13 protein-coding genes, 1 tRNA gene and 1 pseudogene are annotated in these 19,589 nt (G+C 65.3%); 7 read left to right on the top strand and 8 right to left on the bottom strand.

Features of this window, described 5'->3' with window-relative positions; all coding sequences use genetic code 11:
* The first annotated feature begins 157 nt into the window (after positions 1–157).
* Positions 158–1,108 (top strand): M23 family metallopeptidase, encoded by a 951-nt coding sequence (locus QZ656_RS20930; RefSeq protein ID WP_291995192.1) that lies wholly within the window; start codon positions 158–160, stop codon positions 1,106–1,108.
* Between the two features lie 436 nt (positions 1,109–1,544).
* Here the strand turns inward: QZ656_RS20930 and QZ656_RS20925 are convergent, their stop codons facing one another.
* Both QZ656_RS20925 and QZ656_RS20920 read right to left on the bottom strand, forming a co-directional pair.
* A complete protein-coding gene (locus QZ656_RS20925; protein WP_291995191.1) occupies positions 1,545–2,441 on the bottom strand; it encodes an HDOD domain-containing protein in 897 nt (298 codons plus the stop codon).
* A gap of 186 nt (positions 2,442–2,627) precedes the next feature.
* Entirely contained in the window at positions 2,628–3,989 is a 1,362-nt protein-coding gene (locus tag QZ656_RS20920; protein WP_291995190.1) for a S4 domain-containing protein, read from the bottom strand.
* A 154-nt stretch (positions 3,990–4,143) separates the two neighbouring features.
* On the opposite strand from QZ656_RS20920, the gene QZ656_RS20915 reads away from it, so the two are divergent.
* The gene (locus QZ656_RS20915; protein ID WP_291993769.1) at positions 4,144–5,430 is read left to right on the top strand and encodes an integrase; all 1,287 of its coding nucleotides are present in this window, start codon (positions 4,144–4,146) and stop codon (positions 5,428–5,430) included.
* Positions 5,431–5,821: 391 nt separating this feature from the next.
* On the opposite strand, the gene QZ656_RS20910 is transcribed toward QZ656_RS20915, so the two are convergent.
* Entirely contained in the window at positions 5,822–6,370 is a 549-nt protein-coding gene (locus tag QZ656_RS20910; RefSeq protein ID WP_291995189.1) for a glycine zipper family protein, read from the bottom strand.
* 400 nt (positions 6,371–6,770) lie between these two features.
* Here QZ656_RS20910 and QZ656_RS20905 point away from each other — a divergent pair, with 400 nt between their 5' ends.
* The gene (locus QZ656_RS20905) at positions 6,771–8,801 is read left to right on the top strand and encodes a flagellar assembly protein A (RefSeq protein WP_291995188.1); all 2,031 of its coding nucleotides are present in this window, start codon (positions 6,771–6,773) and stop codon (positions 8,799–8,801) included.
* Between the two features lie 45 nt (positions 8,802–8,846).
* Here QZ656_RS20905 and cphA (QZ656_RS20900) read toward each other — a convergent pair whose 3' ends face one another.
* The 5 genes and pseudogenes from cphA (QZ656_RS20900) to QZ656_RS20880 all read right to left on the bottom strand — a co-directional run bounded on the left by cphA (QZ656_RS20900) (position 8,847) and on the right by QZ656_RS20880 (position 17,520).
* Positions 8,847–11,429, bottom strand: a complete 2,583-nt coding sequence (gene cphA, locus QZ656_RS20900; protein ID WP_291995187.1) for a cyanophycin synthetase — start codon at positions 11,427–11,429, stop codon at positions 8,847–8,849.
* A gap of 112 nt (positions 11,430–11,541) precedes the next feature.
* Positions 11,542–13,707: pseudogene (gene cphA, locus QZ656_RS20895) on the bottom strand (cyanophycin synthetase); the annotation flags it as partial.
* A gap of 145 nt (positions 13,708–13,852) precedes the next feature.
* Positions 13,853–14,326 (bottom strand): DUF1854 domain-containing protein, encoded by a 474-nt coding sequence (locus tag QZ656_RS20890; RefSeq protein WP_291995186.1) that lies wholly within the window; start codon positions 14,324–14,326, stop codon positions 13,853–13,855.
* Complete coding sequence (locus QZ656_RS20885; protein WP_291995185.1) at positions 14,323–16,647, bottom strand: ABC transporter ATP-binding protein; 2,325 nt, start codon at positions 16,645–16,647, stop codon at positions 14,323–14,325. Before QZ656_RS20885 ends, QZ656_RS20890 begins: the two co-directional genes overlap by 4 nt.
* A gap of 117 nt (positions 16,648–16,764) precedes the next feature.
* A complete protein-coding gene (locus QZ656_RS20880) occupies positions 16,765–17,520 on the bottom strand; it encodes a fused MFS/spermidine synthase (protein ID WP_291995184.1) in 756 nt (251 codons plus the stop codon).
* Positions 17,521–18,134: 614 nt separating this feature from the next.
* Here QZ656_RS20880 and secG point away from each other — a divergent pair.
* The 4 genes from secG (at position 18,135) to QZ656_RS20860 (ending at position 19,571) form a co-directional block, all read left to right on the top strand.
* Positions 18,135–18,506 carry a preprotein translocase subunit SecG gene (gene secG, locus QZ656_RS20875; RefSeq protein WP_291995183.1) on the top strand — a complete coding sequence of 124 codons (372 nt, stop codon included), beginning with the start codon at positions 18,135–18,137 and terminating at the stop codon, positions 18,504–18,506.
* 66 nt (positions 18,507–18,572) lie between these two features.
* Positions 18,573–18,657: transfer RNA gene (locus tag QZ656_RS20870), tRNA-Leu, on the top strand.
* Positions 18,658–18,716: 59 nt separating this feature from the next.
* On the top strand, positions 18,717–19,091 hold the full coding sequence (gene ndhC, locus QZ656_RS20865; protein WP_291995182.1) for an NADH-quinone oxidoreductase subunit A: 375 nt from the start codon (positions 18,717–18,719) through the stop codon (positions 19,089–19,091).
* Positions 19,092–19,094: 3 nt separating this feature from the next.
* The gene (locus QZ656_RS20860; protein ID WP_291995181.1) at positions 19,095–19,571 is read left to right on the top strand and encodes an NADH-quinone oxidoreductase subunit B; all 477 of its coding nucleotides are present in this window, start codon (positions 19,095–19,097) and stop codon (positions 19,569–19,571) included.
* Positions 19,572–19,589 lie beyond the last annotated feature (18 nt).

Below are 19,589 nucleotides of genomic sequence, written 5' to 3'. Positions count from 1 at the left end.
CGCACGGCAGTGACCCGCTGTGGCGGCCGGATCAGCCTCGGCGCATGCTGTGCCGATCGGCGCTTGTCGGGTGTGCGTGTGGTGGCTGGCGTGTGGGGGGCGCTTCGCGGGCGCTGATCGATCATCGGCGCGTGCGAGAACTCGTGAGAGGTTCGCCTTGAAGCGCGTTCTTTTTGCCTTCGCCGTACTGTTCTGCAATCTGAGCTTGCGGGCCGACCCGCGTCAAAGCTACCCCTTTTCCGTCGTCGCCGAGAGGGAGGGCAACGGCCACCGTATCGTGGCGCGTAATAACGGTCCGGCAACGGTGTCGGTGAGCGTTTCGATTGCCGACGCGCGGAGCGTCGCGAGCGATCGCTTGTTTCCCTTTGTTGCGGTCGTGCCGCCGGGGGGCGGAACGGTCTCCCTGGCCCGCGTGAGGCCGGCGATGGCGCGCGCGGGCTATCGCTTCCGCATCGAGACCTCGTGGGTATTCGGCGATGTCAACGCCCGCCAGAGTCCAAATGCGCTGTACCGCTTGCCCTACCGCGATGGCCTGGCATTTCACATTGGCCAGTCCGCCGGTGGGCCGTTGCGTACGCACATCGGCCCGGAGAGTCACTACGCGGTCGACATCGGAATGCCACTGGGAACGCCCGTCGTTGCGGCACGCGATGGCGTGGTGATCTACGTCGAGGACCGGCAGATTTATGGCGGCCAGAGCCCGGAGATGGTCAGCAAGGCCAACGAGGTGCGCATCCGGCATAGCGATGGGACGATCGCCGTCTACGCGCATCTGGCACACGGCGGCGTGTCGGTCTATCCGGGTCAAATCGTTCGCGCCGGACGGCAAATTGGCTTGGCCGGCTCGACCGGTTACTCGTCGGGGCCGCACCTGCATTTCGTCGTCCAGACCGCCGTCCGGACCGGGAATCGCTTGACGATGCTGTCGCTGCCTTTCCGTTTCTATGTCGGCAAGCCGCCAGCGCTGTTCGTGCCCCGTTTCGGGATGTACGCCGTCGCGCAATATTCGACTCCAGGGCAGGTGCCCAGGGTCGGCGCGCCGGTCCAGCTGGCACCAGGACCTTCGCCGGCGATCCGCCCGTCGCTACCGTCGGGGCTACCCCAGTAGCGGATCGCGTTACCGTCGGCGCAGGGTTTCGGCCGTTGCGCGAATGTGGCGCGCCGATCCGGGAGATAAAACAACTGTACATCCGTACAGTTTTTAGCTATTCTTTCCTCGTTGCAGCAGTTTTCGATCAGTTGATCTCGAAATCTCGACCGAGGAGTTACTCGCCATGAGCCGTATCCAGAAGTGGTTTGAGCAGATCACAGGCGTTAGCCCGTTGGAGCGTCATCGCTGGGCCCTGGCCCAGGAGATCTTCAGTGCCCCGAGGGTCGATGTGGCAGCCTTGCAGAAACCTGCTTGCTGGCGTCGAAAATCCCGTAGCCACGTCGTTCAGTCCTGATTGGCGTGCGCGTTGCATTTACCACTCGCCACTCGGGGTTAGGGAAAGCGCATGCTTGCCGCGACCACCGAGTGAACTGCCGCGCGTCGACCGGCGAGCCTATGGTCGCCGGGATCTTCCTTCGTCCGCTTCGCTTTCCTGGCCGACGAGTCGGGGGACGAGTTCCGCAGGCAGTTGCAGGCGTGCCAGCAGCGTTTCCCGGCTGATATTCAACAGGCTCTGGATGGCGGCGAAGTCGTCGGGGATGGCGGCGTCAGTCCAGCCGTCAATCGAGTGCCGCGCGAGGTTGACCGCCAGCCTGACGTTCTGCACGCGTGGTAGATGCGCGCTACTGCTGTCCATCAGTGCGGTCAGCAAGTCGGGCAGGTGCCAGCTGCGACACAGCGCCAACTGCAAGTCGGCTAGCGGGAAACCGAGAACTTCCTGCTGGATGCTGCCGCTGCGCAGCGTGCCGGACTGGTGTCGGCGGCGAATGTCGATCGCCATTTCGGGCGCGAAGCACCACAGCAGGACTTCCGCCAGGTCGTTGAGCAGCGCCGCCAGCGCTACCTCCTCGACGTTCATGTCGTGCCGGGCGAACGCCCAGTCGTGCGCGTAACGCGAAGCGCGCTGCGTGCGCAGGATCACCTGCAGCACGCCAAGCAGAGCCTGCGGCTTGCCGGCGAGCATCGTTTCGATGGTCTGCGGGTTCTCGAACTTCCGGAAGAAGGGTTCAACGCCGAGCATCATCACCGCGCTGGCGATGTTGGTGATGTCGCTGTGCAGGCGTTTGCTGCCGAAGGCTTGAATGTAGGCCAGGACGCGGATCGCCAGCAGCGGATCCTGCAGGACGATGTCGGTGATGTCGCGGCCGGTGACGCGGTCGATATGCTGGCGCGCGTCGTCAAGACGGCGCGCCGTCTGGCGCAGGATCGGCATTTCGCTGCCGCTGAACAAGCTCAGCCAGGCCTCGATATCGGCTGGTGGGGGCTTGCGCGGCGCTTGGCTATCGACCATTGATGTCGTCGTCTTGAACTGGGCGGTCAGACTGGCGCAGCGAGCAGGCAGCGCTTGCTCAGGTGCGTACGAGGATCACGGTCCGATGGTAGTCGCCGCGTCGAGGCTCGGCAAGTACCGTCTGCCCGGCGCTGGTCGAGATGCGCGGTGCCGGCCCTGGGCGCCGCCGACAAGCCGACGCGTCGCTCAGAAACGTTCGTCGTCGCGCAGGTAGCGCCATTCTCCAGGCGGCAGCTTTCCCAGTGAGACACTGCCGATGCGAACGCGCTTGATATCAGTGACCTGCAAGCCAACCAGTTCGCACATTCGGGCGATCTGTCCCTTCTTGCCGTCGTGCAGGACGAAGCGCATTTGCTCCTCGCTCAGCCATGACACCTGCGCGCGTTGCAGTTTGACCTTGTCGAGTGACAAGCCGTGCCTGAGCTGCTCCAGCCCATCGGCTGCCAGTTCGCCTTCGACGCGCACGTGATATTCCATCTCCAACCGCGAATCGCCACCGCTCAAGCGGCGCGCGACGCTTCCCTCCTGCGTGAAGGCGAGCATTCCGCCCTCGTCGTCGTGCAGCTTGCCGGCCGTCGCCAGTCCGCGCAGGTGCGTCGCCTGGAAACTGCGCGGGTGGTGGTCTTCGTGCCAGCGATTGTCGGCACGGATCAAGGCGGCGGCCGTCTGGCGACCGTCGTCGGGGGCACTACCCGTCTCCTCGCGAGCTTTGTTGACGATCAGCGTGACGCTTTCGGCGGGCTGCTTGTTGGCGGCTTCCCTGATCGTGATCTTCGCTTTCGGATTGACACGAGCACCAAGCCGGTTGACCACCACCCCGTCGACGCTGACCCAGCCGTTTTCTATCCATTCGTCCGCTTCGCGTCGCGAGCACTCTGCCAACTGGCTCACCAGTTTCGCCAGCCGCGGTGATTCCCGCGACAAGCCGCGCGCAAGGTCGCTGCTCACACCATCGCTAGGCGCTTGCCGCGCCGTTTGCCGAAGGTCTGGCGTCGCTACGGCCGGCGCGTCGCTGTCGGCAGCGGCCGTGTTTGCGGCGAAGTCGCCTGGCCGATCTTGCTGTCCCGGCAGCGCGGCGCGCACACCGGTGCTGCGCGCGATGCCGCGCGGTGGATAGATCTTCTTGGCTGGCTTTTGCGGTCTCTCGCTACCGGTACGCGTGCCAGCGACGACGTCGCGGGAGCGCCTCGGCGATCGCTTGTCGACGGCTGCCTGTCGGTCGGACGCGGCGGCAGCGGTCGGGCGCGGCGGCGCGTCGGCTGTTGTGGTTTGGTCGGCGGCGGAGCGCTCCCTGGCCGTCGGGTTGGTCGGCACGGTCCTGGTGTCGGCACGATCGCGCGGCGCGCGCTGCGCCTTGTCGGTCTGGCCGCCCGGCGCAGTGGCTGCGCCGGCTTTGCCGTCGCTGCGCCCGCTGGCTGGGCGTTCCGGGGTGGCGTGTCTGGTCAGCTGCGACCTGCCGCGTAGCGGCCGGCGCGTCGGTGACCGGCGGTCGTCGATGGTGTCGCTGGCGGCGAGTTTTCGGGGGAGTTTGAGCGTCGAGCGCGGCATGGCCAAGTTTCCATTCGGTCGGGCGCATAGTGTACGCCAGTTCGCCAGTTCGCCACAGTTTGAGCCTTGTCCACTGTGGTGTGAGCCTGAACGGTTCGCGTGTTTCCACCGAGGCATGAGCCTGAAAGAAGATGTTGGCGCAGGAAGAAACGGGTTGATCATTCTGAAGATGGTGATCAACATGAACGAAACACAGCTGCGCACGATCGAGCAGGTCGAACAATTTCTCAGCGCCAGCGCCGCCATCGAATTCTCGACGGCGGGCAACGATAGCGAGCGCTACGAGCACATCAGTCGAGTGCTCAAGCGCTTCGACTACCCTGGCCGTAGCAAGCGCGAACGTGGCGTGTTGCGGCGTTACCTGGAGCACACGAGCGGCTACAGTCGGGCGCAGATTACGCGCTTGGTGGCTCGTTGGCAGGGCAACCGCTTGGCGGCCGTTCCGCTGGTCAAGCGCTACCGGGCACCGGCCCGGCCTTTTGCACGCAAGTACACTGCCGCCGATATCGCCCTGCTGGTCGAAATGGACAAAGCCCACGAAGGCGTCTGCGGGCCGGCCATCGTGCACCTCCTGCGGCGGGCCTACCGGGAGTACGGTGACGCGCGCTATGAGCGTCTGGCTACGCTCCCCGCCTCGCACTTGTACAACCTGCGCAAGAGCGCCGGCTATCAGGCGCAGCGCATCCATTTCACGCAGACCCGCTCGGTGTGCAACGCCATCGGCGTACGCAAGGCCCCTGCGCCGGACGGGCGTGCCGGCTTTGTGCGTATCGACACCGTCCATCAAGGCGACCGGGACGGCGTCAAGGGCGTCTATCACATCACCTGCGTGGATGCGGTCAGCCAGTGGCAGGTCGAGGCCTGCGTGCAGGCCATCAGCGAGGCTTTTCTGTTGCCAGTGCTGGCTTTGATCCTGGCTCAGTTCCCGTTTGTCGTACGCGGCTTTCACTCCGACAATGGCTCGGAGTTCATCAACCGTCAGGTGGCGGCGCTGCTCGAAAAGTTGCGCATCGAGCAGACCAAATCACGCTCGCGTCATAGCAACGACAACGCCCTGGCCGAAAGCAAAAATGCCAGCGTGGTGCGCAAGCACATGGGCTACGCGCATATCCCGCAGCACTTCGCCCAGCCGATCAATGCCTTCTATCAGGAGACCTTCAATCCGTGGCTCAACCTGCACCGCCCCTGCATGTTCGCTACGGACGTCGTCAGCCCGAAGGGCAAGATCGTCAAGCGCTACAAGCACGAGGACGTAAAAACGCCCCTGGAGTGTCTGGCCCAGTTGTGCGAAAAAGACTTGGTTCAGCTGAACCCGGGGGTGACGCTGCAGGCCTTGCAGACACAAGCTCGCTCGCAACCTGACCTGGCCGCCACGCAAGCGATGCAACGCGCCAAGGGCGATCTCTTCGACAGCTTTGACAAACCGAAGCGGCGCGCTTGACGCCGCCTCCAACCCCCTGCCGCGCTTCGCTTGCCAGACAGGCCAATTGCTACGCAATCCGCCCGCCGGAAGCCCTGCGGGCGCTTTTGAAACCCGTTTAAAAAAAGCTTTCCAGAACCCCACAACACCAACCCTACAACCCCATCCGCCGCTGCAAACTCAACCCCGTTACACTACCCCTTTCAACCTTCAACCCGCCTCTCAACCTCTCCGAGATCTTCCCTCCTTCAGGCTCATACCTGAATTGGAAAATACTGTTTGCCGTGGTCGCGCGCGAACTCGCGAAGGCCTGCCGCACGCCGGGCCGCAGCCAGCGGTGTCAGTTCGCAAGCCGCTGCCCCAAGCCGTCCGCGGCTTGCTCTGCTGCGGCTCAATGATGGCGCAGTGGGTGCTAGCGCGGTGGCGGCGGCGCGGCGCCACGCGGTGGTGGCGGTGGAGGTGGCGCACCACGCGGCGGCGCTGGCGGCTGAGGCGCGGCGTCGCTGGTGGCGTAGCCCTCCTGCGGCGAGAAACCGCCGATCACCGGTACGCGCTGACCACGAGCATACATGCACTGGACGTAGCTTTGGTCGTAGCGCTGCTGCAAGGCGTAGCTCGAGGCGTTGCTGCTGGCGGCGCCGCTGGCGCTGCCAGCCAGCAGGCCGACGCCAGCGCCCACCGCGGCGCCGCTCGAGCCGTCGACAGCCGCACCGATTGCCGCCCCGATCACCGTACCGACAGCGGCGCTGGCGACGCCGGCCTCGACGCCTGCCTGTGCCGGCGTGCTGCCGCCCAGAGTCAGGTTGGCATAGTTCCGGCAGTTGGCGTCGGCGGCACGGAATCTGTCGAAGGATTGTCCCGTTCCGGGCAGGGCCATGACGCTGGGTCCTTCCGGCGGATAGCTCGCGCAGGCAGCGAGGATCAGGGCCAGAAGGGGTGTCGCGGGACGTAGACTGGGCATGGCTGGGCTCATCAAAGATGGATCGCCACCGGCGCAGGCGTGCACGGTGGAATAACAATATAACGCAGCACGCCCTGAAGGGCTGACGCAGGTCGGTGATCGCCGCGTCTGCTGATCGCTCTGCAAGCGCCGCACATTCTCGCTCGCGGGCGCGGAAAGGACGGACAAGCGTGCGACCAAGTGGCCGCTGCCGCCAGCCGGTCGCTGCAGCGCGGCGGCCGGCGACTGCCGCCTGGTGGTCGGCCGGCCGTGCCGGATCGTTGGCGTCGGGGTGTCACTCGCTGCCGTTTCTGGTACGCTGCCAGCAGCTGCAACGACAGCTTGACGCTCGTGCGAGCAGCCTGCTGCGCTGCCGCCGCTGGCCGGCTGTCCGGGCCAGCCACTTTTGACGGATGCCGCCATGCCAGACGTTCCGCAAAGTGCCATCGGCAATCTTGCCGACCTCGAGGACGGACAGGTCGCCCTGTCACGCTATCTTGTACAGCGCGACGGCAGTTTGTATGTGGCGCTTTCGCGACTCGATTCGGCAGCGGAATTCGTCGACTTCGTCACTCGCGCGGTCGCCATCGGCCTCTATTTTCGTGGACTCGATTACGCGCGCTTCGAGTCGCTGATTTACCCTACTCCGGCGAATCCTGCGCTCCCCGAGGCTGCCAAAACGCCGCCACCGGAGGGCGGCGACGAAGTCTTCCTGGCTCTCGATATCGCTACCTTTCAGCCGTCGCGGCAGGCGCTCTACAAGGATCTGCGGATCGAGCGTGGCGAGGCGTTCTATCTGTTCGAACCCATTTATCTCGAGTCCGCAAGCGAGCCGGCAAGCGAGCAGCAGAGCGAGCAGCAGAGCGAGCAGCAGAGCGAGCAGCAGAGCGAGCAGCAGAGCGACCAGCAGAACGAGCAGCAGAGCGAGCAGGCAAGCGAAACGCGCGCGCTCCTCGACGTCGATGAATTCATCGCCAGCGCCTGGGCCAAGGGTGTGCGCTTCGGGATCGACCTGGCGATGGTCAAGGAAGGGCTGCAGCTCGACAGGCCGGAGCGGCGCCTGGTTGCCCACAGCAAGCCGGCGCTGCCGGGTAAGGACGCCGAGGTCGTCGAGCAGGCGCCCGGCCTGCATCGCAACAACGCGCCGCGGCGACTGCTCGGCGGCCGGGTCGATCTTCGCCAGTTCGAGACGCGCTATCCGCAGGTCGCCGCCGGCGTCCGTTTGCTGAAGAAGATTCCACGCACGCTGGGCGTCGACGGGCGGGCGGTCAGCGGTGAGCTGATGCCGGCACCGCTGCCCAAGGATTTCGATCTGGCCAGCCTGGCCGGTCCCGGGACGCGCGTCAGCCACGAAAAAGACGGTGAATATCTCCTGGCGTCGGTGTGCGGTTTTCTCAACATCGATACGCGTAGTAACCAGTTGTCGGTTGCCGACAAGATCGTCAGCCACGAGGGCGTTAGCGCACGCACCACCGGCGACTTGCTGCTGACCGGCGAGGTGTACGAACAACACGGCGAAATCCAGGAGAAACGCGTCGTTACCTGTCGCAGCATTACCGCTTTTGCCGACGTCTTTGGCAACATCGTTTCCACCGGTGGCATCGTCCGCCTCCAACACAATCTAATCGGCGGCAGCGCCAGCAACGACGATGGCGACATCTTCGTCGAGGGCGTGGCGTCGGGGGCGACGCTGCTCGCGCCGCACGGCTGCGTGACGCTGCAGCGCGCCGAGAACTGCGTGATCATTGCTCGGCAGGTGGTCGTCGAACGGGCAACGCTGTGCGACATCGTCGCCGACGAGCTCTCTGTCGACCTCAGCGAGGGATGTGCCGTCGCCGCCAAGAGCATTCACGTGCACCTGGCGCGGGCGCGTCGGGAAGTCGGTAACGCGGTTCTGATTCTGGTTCCCGACCTGACGCGCGACGACGCCCGGATCGCCGAGCTGCAACAGCAGCGCAGCGCTCTGGAGACCGAGCTTGGCGATCATCGGCAAAGGATCGATGCCTTGCGCGGCGAAAAGGATGTCGCCAGCTACCTCCTGCTGGCGGGCAAGTTGCGACGCCGCGAAGCGACCCTTAGCGCCGACCAGCAGGCCGGCTGGCAGCGCCTCTCGGCGCTCGTTGCGCCAGCGCTGCGGACCCTTTCGCAACTTCGTGAAGCGCTTGCTGAATTCGAGCTGCAGGCGAACACGCTCGACGCCGAACTCGAAGAAATGCTCGCCGCCCGCGAGCAGGCGTGCAGCGAGCTGGTGTGCGCGGTCGACCACGTCGAAGGCGAAACGCGTATCGACGCGTACCTGGTCCGGCTCGCCGATACGCCGCTGGCCGCACTCCCGAGCAAGGAGCTGAAGGCCCGCTTGCGCCGTGTCGATGCGGCGACCAAGAAGCTTTTCGCCGGCTCGAGCGGCAGCTTCTCCTGGGCCTACCAGACGCCGCCGCCACGGCCGGCTTGAGCTGGCGGCGACTCAGCCACGATGCCACCGCAACTCGGCGGCGATTCAGCCCTCGGCCAGCCGCTTGGCGATGTGCTCGAGCGCTTCCTCGATCTGGTCGATGAGGATCAGACACAGGTCGCCGGCCTGCAAGGCGGCGAGAGCGGTGTCGATGGCCAGGAACTCGCCATGGATTTCCTGGATTTCGCTGGTCCGCGTCGCGTTCGTCAAGCCTTGCTGCAGCAGCGCCAGCACTTCGCCATCGGCGCGTCCGCGCTGGCACTGATCCTGATAGAGAATGACGCGATCGAAGGCGCCGCCAAGAATCAGCGTCTGGCCGCGGATATCTTCGTCGCGCCGGTCACCGGCGCCACTGATGACCACCGTCCGCTGACTGCCTGCCGGTGACGGCAGGTTGTCAATGGCGTCGACCAGCGCCTGGATGGCGTCGGGGTTGTGGCCGTAGTCGGCGACCAGCGTCGCGCCGCGATAGCTGAAGACGTTGAAGCGCCCGGGCGCCGTCTGGGCGTCGTTGACGAAACTCGCCAGACCGCGACGAATCGTCGGCCACGGCACGTCCAGCGCCCAGGCGGCGCCGATTGCGGCCATCGCGTTGTCGACCTGGAAACCGATCGCGCCGTTCTGCGTGACTGGCACCTCGGCCAGCGCGATACGCTGCTCGACGCCAGCGCCCGAGGCGACTATCGCATCGCCGTCGCGGTAGATGACGCGCTTGCGCTGCGCGCGATGCAGCGCCATCAGTGGATGGTTGCGGTCGCTGGTGAAGAAGGTGACGCTGCCCGGGCACGAATCGGCCATGCGCGCGACCATCGGGTCGGCGGCATTGAGGACGGCAACGCCGGTCTCGGGCGTGACATTCTGGACAATCACCCGCTTGACCACCGACAAGTCTTCGACGGTGCTGATATACGACAGCCCGAGGTGGTCGCCGAGGCCGATGTTGGTGACCACGGCGACGTTGCAGCGGTCGAAGCCGAGGCCTTCGCGCAGCACGCCGCCGCGCGCCGTCTCGAGTACGGCGGCGTCGACGTCGGGGTGGAGCAGGACGTTGCGCGCGCTTTTCGGACCACTGCAGTCGCCGGTATCGATCCGCCGGCTCTCGACGTAGACGCCGTCGGTCGTCGTCATGCCGACGCGCAGGCCCTGCGCGGCAAAGATGTTGGCGATCAGGCGCACGGTGGTTGTCTTGCCGTTGGTTCCGGCGACGGCGACTACCGGGATGCGTGCTTCATCACCATCGGCAAAGATGTTGCCGATGATCGCTTCGCCGACCGGTCGGCCCTTGCCGAATGATGGCTGCAGGTGCATCCGCAGCCCCGGTGCGGCGTTGAGTTCGACAATGCCGCCACCCTGTTCCTCGAGCGGCCGCAGGACGCTGTCGCAGACGATGTCGACACCGGCGATATCGAGCCCGATGGTCTGGGCGGCGGCGATCGCCTGCGCGGCAAACTCGGGATGAACGTCGTCGGTGACGTCGGTAGCGGTGCCGCCGGTCGACAAGTTGGCGTTATTGCGGAGGACCACGCGGGCGCCTCTTGGTGGTACCGACGCGGGCGTCAGGCCGGCGTTTTCGAGGCGCGCCATGGCCACCTCGTCGAGGCGAATCATGGTCAATGAGGTGGCGTGACCGACGCCGCGCCGCGGGTCGGCGTTGACCCGCTCGACCAGCTCTTCGATGCTGTGTACGCCGTCGCCGACGACCAGGGGCGGGTCGCGCCGGGCGGCGGCAATCAGTTTGTCGCCGACTACCAGCAGGCGGTAGTCGTGGCCGGGAATGTAGCGCTCGACGAGCACCTCGTCGCTGATCTGGTAGGCGACCGCGTAGGCCGCTTCGATCTCCTCGCGGCTCGCCAGATTGACCGCGACGCCCTTGCCCTGGTTACCGTCCTGCGGTTTGACGACCACCGGAGCGTCGATCTCGCAGGCCGCTGCCCAGGCGTCGGCGGCGCTCAGTACCGGCCGACCGCTGGGGACCGGGACGCCAGCGGCGTGCAGCAGGTTCTTGCTCAGTTCCTTGTCCTGCGCAATGGCCTCGGCGACGGCGCTGGTACGATCGGTCTCGGCGGCCTGAATGCGCCGCTGCCGACTGCCCCAGCCAAACTGCACCATGCTGCCTTCGGTAAGCCGGCGGTAGGGAATATTGCGCGCCATCGCGGCATAGACGATGGCGCCCGTGCTTGGCCCGAGACGCACGTCCTCGTCGAGTTCGCGCAAGCGGTCGAGCGCTTCGCCAAGGTTGAAAGGGGTATCGTCGACGGCGGCGACACACAGCGCCTGCGCCAGTTCGAGGGCCAGGCGGCCGACCACCTCTTCGCTGTATTCGACGACCACCTGGTAGGTGCCCGCTTCGACGGTCTTCGCGGTGCGGCTGAAAGTCACCGGGCAGCCGGCCTGCGCCTGCAGGCCGAGCGTGGCGAACTCCAGCGCCTGCGCCATCGATACCGCTTCATCGTGACCAGCCGGCCGCAGCATCGCCAGTTCAGGGAAACGCTCGCGCAGACGCGTTTCGAAGTCCGGCTTGTGGCCGATATCGCGCTCATCGTCTGTACAAAAGACAATCGCTTCGATCGCCGTATGCCGGCTCCAGAGGTTGGGACCGCGCAGAGCGCGGATACGCGATACTTCCATCAACGGTTTACCTTTCTGTTTCAGTCCGGGCGCCTGGCGCCCACATCGTGCATCGTTACGGTTTTAGCTATTGGCGGCTGTTGCACTGGCACGCCTGGCTGATTGTTCAGGCGATGGTGAAGGTTTCCAGGCCGGTGCGGATGATTTCGGGAGCGATCGCCAGAGCCCACGCTGCGGCGGTGGCGGCCAGGACGTTCTCGATCTCGAAGTCCACCCGACCGCCGTCGGTCAGCGGAATCGCTTCCAGGCTGACGACTGCCTTTTCGTCCTGGCCGCTGGCGAGGATCACCTGGCCGTCGCGGGCGAATACCGCGCGCTTGCCCTGCGCTCGGTGCGCGACCAGCGTCGGTAGCTCGGCGTCGGTGGCAAAGAAGATGACCTCGCCGTCGCATAAGGGGGCCATCTCGACGAGCATCGGGTGATGCGCATTAAGCACCGCCGCGCCGCTCGGCAGCACCAGGTCGACCTGCGTGCGCAGGACGGTGAATACCTGCTCGGGCGTTTCGACGTGATAGCGACCAAAATGCGTCGTCGCGTCGACGTTGGTGATCACCCCGACCAGGCAGCGGTCGTAGGCGAGCCCCTCGCTGAGGATGGTGTCGCTGCCGTTTTCGAGGACCGCCGCGTCGACCGCGCGGTTCATCAGCAGGCGGTTGGCAGCGCTCCAGTTGGCGCTGTCACCTTTGCCGATACAGCGGCGGTCGACGTACAGCCCGTCGCTGCACGCCAGGCCGGTATGTTTGCCGGAGAGCGCCAGGAAGCGCGCCACCAGATTGGCGACCGTGGTCTTGCCGAAGCTGCCGCTGACGCCGATCACCGGAATGCGACCATCGTCGCCATTGGGAAACAACTGGTCGACGATGGCGCGGCCAACCGGCCGTGGCTCGCCCGCTTCGGGTTTCAGGTGCATCAGCAGGCCGGGGCCGGCATTGACCTCGACGATCGCGCCGCGCTGCTCATCGAGCGGCTGCGAGATATCTTCGCAAACCAGGTCGACGCCGGCGATGTCGAGGCCGACGATGCGCGCCGCCAGCGACGCGGTCGCCGCAGTGTCCGGGTGCACCAGATCGGTGACGTCGTCGGTATGGTTGCCGCTGCGCACGATCAGCACCTCGCGCCCGGCCGGCGGGATCGAGTCGCCGCTAAAACCCTGACGGCTGACTTCGAGCCGGGCCACCGGGTTGTCGTTGAGGGCGATGATGTCGAGCGGGAATTCCTCCTCGAAGCCGCGGCGTGGGTCAGAGTTGATCTGGCTGTCGATCAGCTGATCGATGGTCGACTCGCCGTCACCGATGACCTTGGCGATCTCGCCGCGGGCGGCGGCGACGAGCTTGCCGCCAATCACCAGCAGGCGGTGTTCCGAGCCACGCACGTAGCGTTCGACGATCACGCCGCTGCCTTCGTCGACGGCGGCAGCGTACGCCGACTCGACTTCCGCTGGCGTTTCGAGGTTGGTGAAGACGCCGCGCGCGTGATTCCCGTCGGACGGTTTGACGACCACCGGATAGCCAATGTCCGCGGCGGCTTCGCAGGCGTCTTCGGCGCTGTCGACCAGGCGCCCCTCGGGGACGGGCACGCCGCACGACGCCAGCAGGCTCTTGGTCAGATCCTTGTCACGCGAGATGCCTTCGGCGATGGCGCTGGTGCGGTCGGTCTCGGCGGTCCAGATGCGCCGGCTGCGCGAGCCGTAACCGAGTTGCACGAGGTTGCCGGTGGCCAGCAGGCGGATCGCCGGGATGCGGCGGTCCTTGGCCGTCGCCGCGTCGACGATGCAGCCGGTGCTCGGGCCCAGCAGCTTGCGCTCGGCCATGTCGGTCAATTGGGCGACGGTCGTGGCGACGTCGAAAGACTCGTCCTGGATCGCCGCCAGCAGCAGTTCGCGGCCAGCGAAGAGGCAGGCGCGCGTGACGTCTTCATGCCAGGCGCGGACGACTACCCGGTACACGCCGCGCGCAGAGACTTCACGGGCCTTGCCGAAGCCGCCGGGCATGCCGGCCAGGTTCTGCAGTTCGAGGGTGACGTGTTCGAGAATATGCGCCGGCCAGGTGCCTTCCTGAAGGCGGCGCAGAAAACCACCGCGCTCGCCATAGCTGCAGCGGTGCTCGATCAGCGACGGCAGCAGGGTGGTCAGGCGCTCGTAAAAGCCGGGGATGGTGTTCGACGGGAAGTCCTCGAGGTCGCCGATATCGACCAGCGCTTCGATTACTGGACGGTAGGTCCAGATATTCGGGCCGCGCAGGTAGCGGATTTCGAGAAACTTGATGTCTTTGCTTTTCATGTCGTCGTTCCAGGCACGTGCGGGTGGGCGCGCCGTGGCGCGGGCGTGGCGGCAGGCGAGCGAAAAAGGGCCTCCACCGCGATTGTCGTCGGAATAACGCGCCGCGCGCCAATTGGCTGACCGCTGCGCCGCCGCGTCGCCGGGCTCACAGGAAGCGGTCCAGAATCCGCCGGCTGGTCTGGTCAAGCGCGTAGCGGTCGCGGATCAGGAACTGGATGCCGTGGCTGTCGGCGATCAGCAGCGCCGGTGAAGCGAGGCGGCGTATGTCTTCCTCGCCCTTGAGCACGAAGCGGCTGCTGCCGCGGTCGGTGTCCACGTGCCAGGTGCTCGGCGTCGCGAAGCTCGAGACGTCGGTGATTCGCCGGATCTCGGGCATGAATTCGCGCTGCGCGAGTTCGGCTTCGACCAGCGTGCGGAGCTCGTCCGGCAGGTCGCTCAGTCGATCGATCCACGCCAGTTCCTTGCCGTGCGGGTCGACCAGGCCGATGCCGTCGTCGGCGGCGGTGATCGGGAAGGCGCGTACCGGCACGACGTCGACGTGCGTCTGGCCGTCGGCGGTGCTCAGTTCGAGGCGACCGAAAGCGTTGCGCCGCAAGCGGTAGTCGGGCGTGGCGTTCATTGGCGTTCTCCGTCGTTGGCTCGTTCGAGCTCGATGCGCCGCAGTTCGTCTTCAGTGTCGACGTTGCGCGCCTGCGCCTGGTAGAGACGGTAATAGTGTCCCTCGCGGGCCATCAATTGCTCGTGGCTACCGACCTCAACGACGCTGCCACGGTCGAGGACGACCAGTCGGTCGGCGTCGCGCAGCGTCGACAGGCGGTGCGCGATGGCGATCGTCGTGCGGCCGCGAACCAGGTTGTCGAGCGCTTTCTGGATCTCCTTCTCGGTCGTCGTGTCGACCGACGAGGTCGCTTCGTCGAGGATCAGGATGCGCGGATCGATCAGCAGCGCGCGGGCGATCGAGATGCGCTGCCGCTCGCCACCGGAGAGCGCCTGGCCGCGTTCCCCGACCAGCGAGTCGTAGCCGTGCTGCAGGCGGAGGATGAATTCGTGCGCGTGCGCGGCACGCGCAGCGGCGACGACCTCGGCGCGCGTCGCGGCGGGTTTGCCGTAGGCGATGTTTTCGGCGATGGTGCCGAAGAACAGGAAGGGTTCCTGCAGCACCAGACCGATATGCTGGCGGTACTCGGCGACCGGCAGCGAGCGGATATCGACGCCGTCGATCAGGATCGCGCCTTCGCTGACGTCGTAGAAACGGCAGATCAGGTTGACCATGGTGCTCTTGCCCGAGCCGCTGTGGCCGACCAGTCCGACCATCTCGCCAGGCTCGATGACGATGTTGATATCGCGGGTGACGCTGCGCGTGCCGTAGCGGAAGCCGACGCTGCGCAACTCGATGCGCCCCTCGACTTTCGGCAGGTGCACCGGGTTGGTCGGTTCGGGGACGCTCGAGACGTGGTCGAGAATGTCGAAAATGCGTTTGGCGCCAGCGGCCGCTTTCTGGGTCACCGAGACGATGCGGCTCATCGAGTCGAGGCGCAGGTAGAAACGGCTGATGTAGGCCAGAAAAGCGGTCAGCACGCCGACCGAGATGTGATCGCTGGCAATCTGCCAGATACCGAAGCCCCAGACGATCAGCAGGCCCAGTTCGGTGAGCAGCGTGACCGTCGGCGAGAACAGCGACCACACTTTGTTGACCCGGTCGTTGACCTCCAGGTTGTGCGCGTTGGCGGCCCGGAAACGTCCCGTCTCGCGGGCTTCCTGAGCAAAGGCCTTGACGACGCGGATGCCGGGGATGGTGTCGGCGAGGACGTTGGTGACCTCCGCCCAGACGCGGTCGACGCGCTCGAAGCCGGTGCGCAGCCGCTCGCGGACGACGTGGATCAGCCAGGCGATGATCGGCAATGGCAGCAGGGTCACCAGCGCCAGTCGCATATCGATCGACATCAGGATCGCCGTGGTCATCCCGATCATCAGCACGTCGGTGGCGAAATCGAGCAGGTGCAGCGACAGGAAGATGTTGATCCGGTCGGTTTCCGAGCCGATCCGGGCCATCAGGTCGCCGGTGCGTTTGCCGCCGAAGTATTCCTGCGAGAGCGTCAGCAGGTGTTCGTAGGTGGCGGTGCGCAGGTCGGCACCGATGCGTTCGGAAACCAGCGCCAGGATGTAGGTGCGTGCCCAGCCGAGCAGCCAGGCGACCAGTGCGGCGCCGAGCAGGCCCGAGAGGTACAGCGCCACCAGACCCGGGTCGATCGCCTGGCCGTTCTGGTAGGGGATCAGCACATTGTCCATCAACGGCATCGTCAGGTACGGCGGCACCAGCGTCGCCGCCGTGCTCAACAGGGAAAGCGTGAAGCCGGCGAGCAGTTGCCCTCTATACGGTCTGGCGAAACGCCCGAGGCGTACCAGCGTCCAGGTCGAAGGCGGTTGATGGATTTCCTTGCTGCATTGCGGGCACTCTTCCTGGCCGGTCAACAGCGGTGTTTCGCAGGTCGGGCACAGCGCCAGTGGCGAAGCCGCTGGCCGGATGCCGTTGTTGTGGAAGTCGAGCTGTCGCGTGCAGTGGTCGATCAGGCGGCCGGCAGCGATGTCGGCACCCAGCGTGTAACGCCATTGTCCGAGCAGCGACTCGCTATCTAACAGTTCCAGCGTGCCGACGCCGGCGTGATCGTGGCGAGCGAGCGTCAGCCCCGGGCGATAAAGCCAGCTCTGCTCGTGCGGTGGATCGGCCGCAATCGCCAGCAGGCGATTGTTGGTGACCACCAGCAGGCCGCTGGTAAAGCGCAGCCGGCTATCGAGATCGATCTCCAGACACGCGAGAACGGCCTCGTCGCCTGCCAATTGCTGATGCACGCGAGCCGACCATGCGGCCGGCAGGCTGGCCGGCGAAGGTCGGGAGCGTTCGGCGCTGTCAGGGATCGATGCGAGGGGCGTTGGCGTCATTGCTTGGTCGATTCTGAAACGAGGCTGCGGGGGATGCGCGAAGGCGGCAAGTATAGCCGTCTTCAGCGAGGTCTCGGGCGCGCGTCGCGCTTATCGCGGGCATTGCCGAATGGCCACTCAAAGGCGCAGGCGATCGTCGGCGAGGCGACGCGCGATCTGCAATCTGGCGATCGTCGGCAACAGATTGAGACCCGTTTCCCGGCGACACGCGTTGGCCCGGGTAATCAGTTCGTCGAAGCTGAGGTCGATCGGCTCGCCGGCCGCCGCGAAGGCGACCGTATTGCCGCTGTCGCACGATGGGAAGATCAGCGCGCGCCCGTCGAAAGCCGTCTCGATGCGCTCGGCGCTGGCCTGAAAGCCGCGCTCGCGGCCGAGCAGGTTGACCGCCAGCAGGCCACTGTCGCTCAGGCGCGATCGGCACGCCTGGTAGAAAGGCTCGGTATCGAGAATGCCGGCGCGGGCATTCTTGTCGAAGCCGTCGACCAGGATATAGTCATAGAGGCTGTCACCGCCGAGCATGTACGCGGCGCCGTCGGCGATCTGCACGCGCAGGCGAAGTGGGTCGTCCGGCAGTTTGAAATGCAGTCGCGCGACGACCTCGACTTGCGGATTGATCTCGACGACGGTGATTCGCGTGGCCGGCAACTGTTGGTAGATGAATTTGGCCTGCGATCCCGCACCGAGGCCGATCAGCAGCGCCTGGCGTGGCCATGGCGCTTCGCGGAGCAGCAGTCCGGCCATCATTTCTCGGGTGTAGGCGAGTTCGAGCGCGTGCGGGCGCTGGACGCGCATCGCTCCCTGCACCCAGGCCGAGGAGAAGTGGAGATAGCGTACGCCGGCCGTCTCGCTGATTTCTATCGAGTCACGCGCCATCAGATCGGGTCGCCGGGCGGCCAGCAGCGGCAGATCGTCGCGCCGCTGCGCGCTTGTTCGCGTCGCAAGTTGAATGGGGGCACATCGGTCAGGGTTTCGTGCTTTCCAGTCGTGCCGCGGTCTGGTGCCCGCGGCGGCCGTGTCGCGAGGGCACGCTCTGGTCGCGCTGCCGAGTGGGCGATGGCATGGCGGCAAGTGGCGGTCGGATGGTGCTTGCCGGCGCACCTTCTTCAGCGTTTGTCCGCGCTGCCCGACTGGCGGTCAGAGCCAAGGTCAGCGATCTCTGCATGGGCCGATCGTCAATTGACCGGCGCCACGCTAACTCGCTATACTACCAAAGTTTTACTGGCGTTGGCGTTGGCGTTGCGCTGATCGGCACGACAAAGTCTCGTTGGGCTGGCTGCCCGGGGCTTGGCTGTGGCGTTGTTTTGGCGTTCGTTGGCCGCGCCGATGGCGCGTCGCGGCGGCATTCGTGCCGGTGCTGCTGGAGTCTGGAGCGCTGCGGGGGGTTTGGCTGTCGCGGCCGCGTCGTCGGCCTGGGCCGGTGAGCCAGGGTGCCGTGGCCGTGTTGCGGGCAGTGGGTCTGCCATTTGCCGGGTCGACTAAGAGGTTATATGGAATATCTTTTTTCTGTGGTTTTGACGGTGCACATCCTGGCGGCGGTCAGCGTGATCGGTCTCGTCCTGGTTCAGCACGGCAAGGGCGCCGACATGGGTGCGGCCTTCGGCAGTGGCGCTTCCGGCAGTTTGTTCGGTGCCACGGGGGCCGCAAATTTCCTCAGTCGGGCGACTGCGGTGCTGGCTACGGTGTTCTTTGTGACCAGTCTGTCGCTCGCCTATCTGGCATCGCAGGCGCCAAAAACGACTGGCAGTGTGATGCGGGATGCGGTAAAATCCGCCCCTGTTCCAGCATCTCCCTTGGGTGATGTTGAGCAGAGCAAAATCCCGGCGGATGCCAATTCGAAAGCAAAGGATATTCCCCGGTAATCGTTTTGCAAGCAGCGGCGAGAAGTGCTTTATTCCTCGATTGATTCGCCTGCTGCCCGTGGTAATGCCGACGTGGTGAAATTGGTATACACGCTATCTTGAGGGGGTAGTGACTTCGGTCGTGTGAGTTCGAGTCTCATCGTCGGCACCAGGAATGGCCGCCAGTAACCGGTGGCTGTAGTCTGAATTGAAGCGCTTGTGGGGCGGATCATGCTGGAAAGCTATTTCCCGGTATTTGTCTTTATCCTGATTGGCATCGCTTTCGGGGTGATGCCGGTCATGATGGGTCTGATGGTTGCGCCGCATCGTCCCGATAGCGAAAAGCTCTCCCCTTACGAGTGTGGTTTCGAGGCATTCGAAGATGCGCGCATGAAGTTCGATGTGCGCTACTACCTGATCGCCATCATCTTCATCCTGTTTGATCTCGAGGTCGCCTTTCTGCTGCCGTGGGCGACGATTTTCAAAGAGATCGTCGCCACCGATTCGGTGAAGTGGTTCGGTTTCATCGAGATGCTGGTTTTCATCGCCATCCTGGTCGTCGGCTACGTGTATGCCTGGGCCAAGGGCGCACTGGACTGGGAGTGAGCGATGGGTATTGACGGCATTCTGCAGGAAGGTTTTGTCACCACGACAGCCGACAATCTGATCAACTACGTGCGTACGGGCTCGATGTGGCCGATGAGTTTCGGCCTCGCGTGTTGTGCCATCGAGATGATCCATGCCGGCTGCTCGCGCTACGACCTGGATCGCTTCGGGATCGTCTTCCGCCCGAGTCCGCGCCAGTCCGACGTGATGGTCGTCGCCGGCACGCTGACCAACAAGATGGCGCCGGCGATGCGCAAGGTCTACGACCAGATGGCCGAGCCGCGCTGGGTGGTATCGATGGGCTCCTGCGCCAACGGTGGTGGTTATTACCATTACTCGTACTCGGTGGTGCGCGGCTGTGATCGGATCGTTCCGGTCGATATCTATGTTCCGGGCTGCCCGCCGACCGCCGAGGCGCTGATCTACGGCCTGATTCAGTTGCAGAACAAGATTCGCCGTACCAGTACCATCGCCCGCTGAACACAACCAACCCGAGAG

It is taken from the genome of Candidatus Accumulibacter sp. ACC003 (assembly GCF_907163085.1).
GTDB lineage: Bacteria > Pseudomonadota > Gammaproteobacteria > Burkholderiales > Rhodocyclaceae > Accumulibacter.
This window is presented reverse-complemented; position numbering and strand designations above follow the sequence as displayed.

Bases quoted from the DNA above. Each gene is read 5' to 3' on its own strand.
- QZ656_RS20925 (WP_291995191.1), bottom strand. From the start codon at position 2,441: ATGGTCGATAGCCAAGCGCCGCGCAAGCCCCCACCAGCCGATATCGAG.
- QZ656_RS20920 (WP_291995190.1), bottom strand. From the start codon at position 3,989: ATGCCGCGCTCGACGCTCAAACTCCCCCGAAAACTCGCCGCCAGCGAC.
- QZ656_RS20910 (WP_291995189.1), bottom strand. From the start codon at position 6,370: ATGCCCAGTCTACGTCCCGCGACACCCCTTCTGGCCCTGATCCTCGCT.
- QZ656_RS20905 (WP_291995188.1), top strand. From the start codon at position 6,771: ATGCCAGACGTTCCGCAAAGTGCCATCGGCAATCTTGCCGACCTCGAG.
- cphA (WP_291995187.1), bottom strand. From the start codon at position 11,429: ATGGAAGTATCGCGTATCCGCGCTCTGCGCGGTCCCAACCTCTGGAGC.
- QZ656_RS20890 (WP_291995186.1), bottom strand. From the start codon at position 14,326: ATGAACGCCACGCCCGACTACCGCTTGCGGCGCAACGCTTTCGGTCGC.
- QZ656_RS20885 (WP_291995185.1), bottom strand. From the start codon at position 16,647: ATGACGCCAACGCCCCTCGCATCGATCCCTGACAGCGCCGAACGCTCC.
- QZ656_RS20880 (WP_291995184.1), bottom strand. From the start codon at position 17,520: ATGGCGCGTGACTCGATAGAAATCAGCGAGACGGCCGGCGTACGCTAT.
- secG (WP_291995183.1), top strand. From the start codon at position 18,135: ATGGAATATCTTTTTTCTGTGGTTTTGACGGTGCACATCCTGGCGGCG.
- ndhC (WP_291995182.1), top strand. From the start codon at position 18,717: ATGCTGGAAAGCTATTTCCCGGTATTTGTCTTTATCCTGATTGGCATC.
- QZ656_RS20860 (WP_291995181.1), top strand. From the start codon at position 19,095: ATGGGTATTGACGGCATTCTGCAGGAAGGTTTTGTCACCACGACAGCC.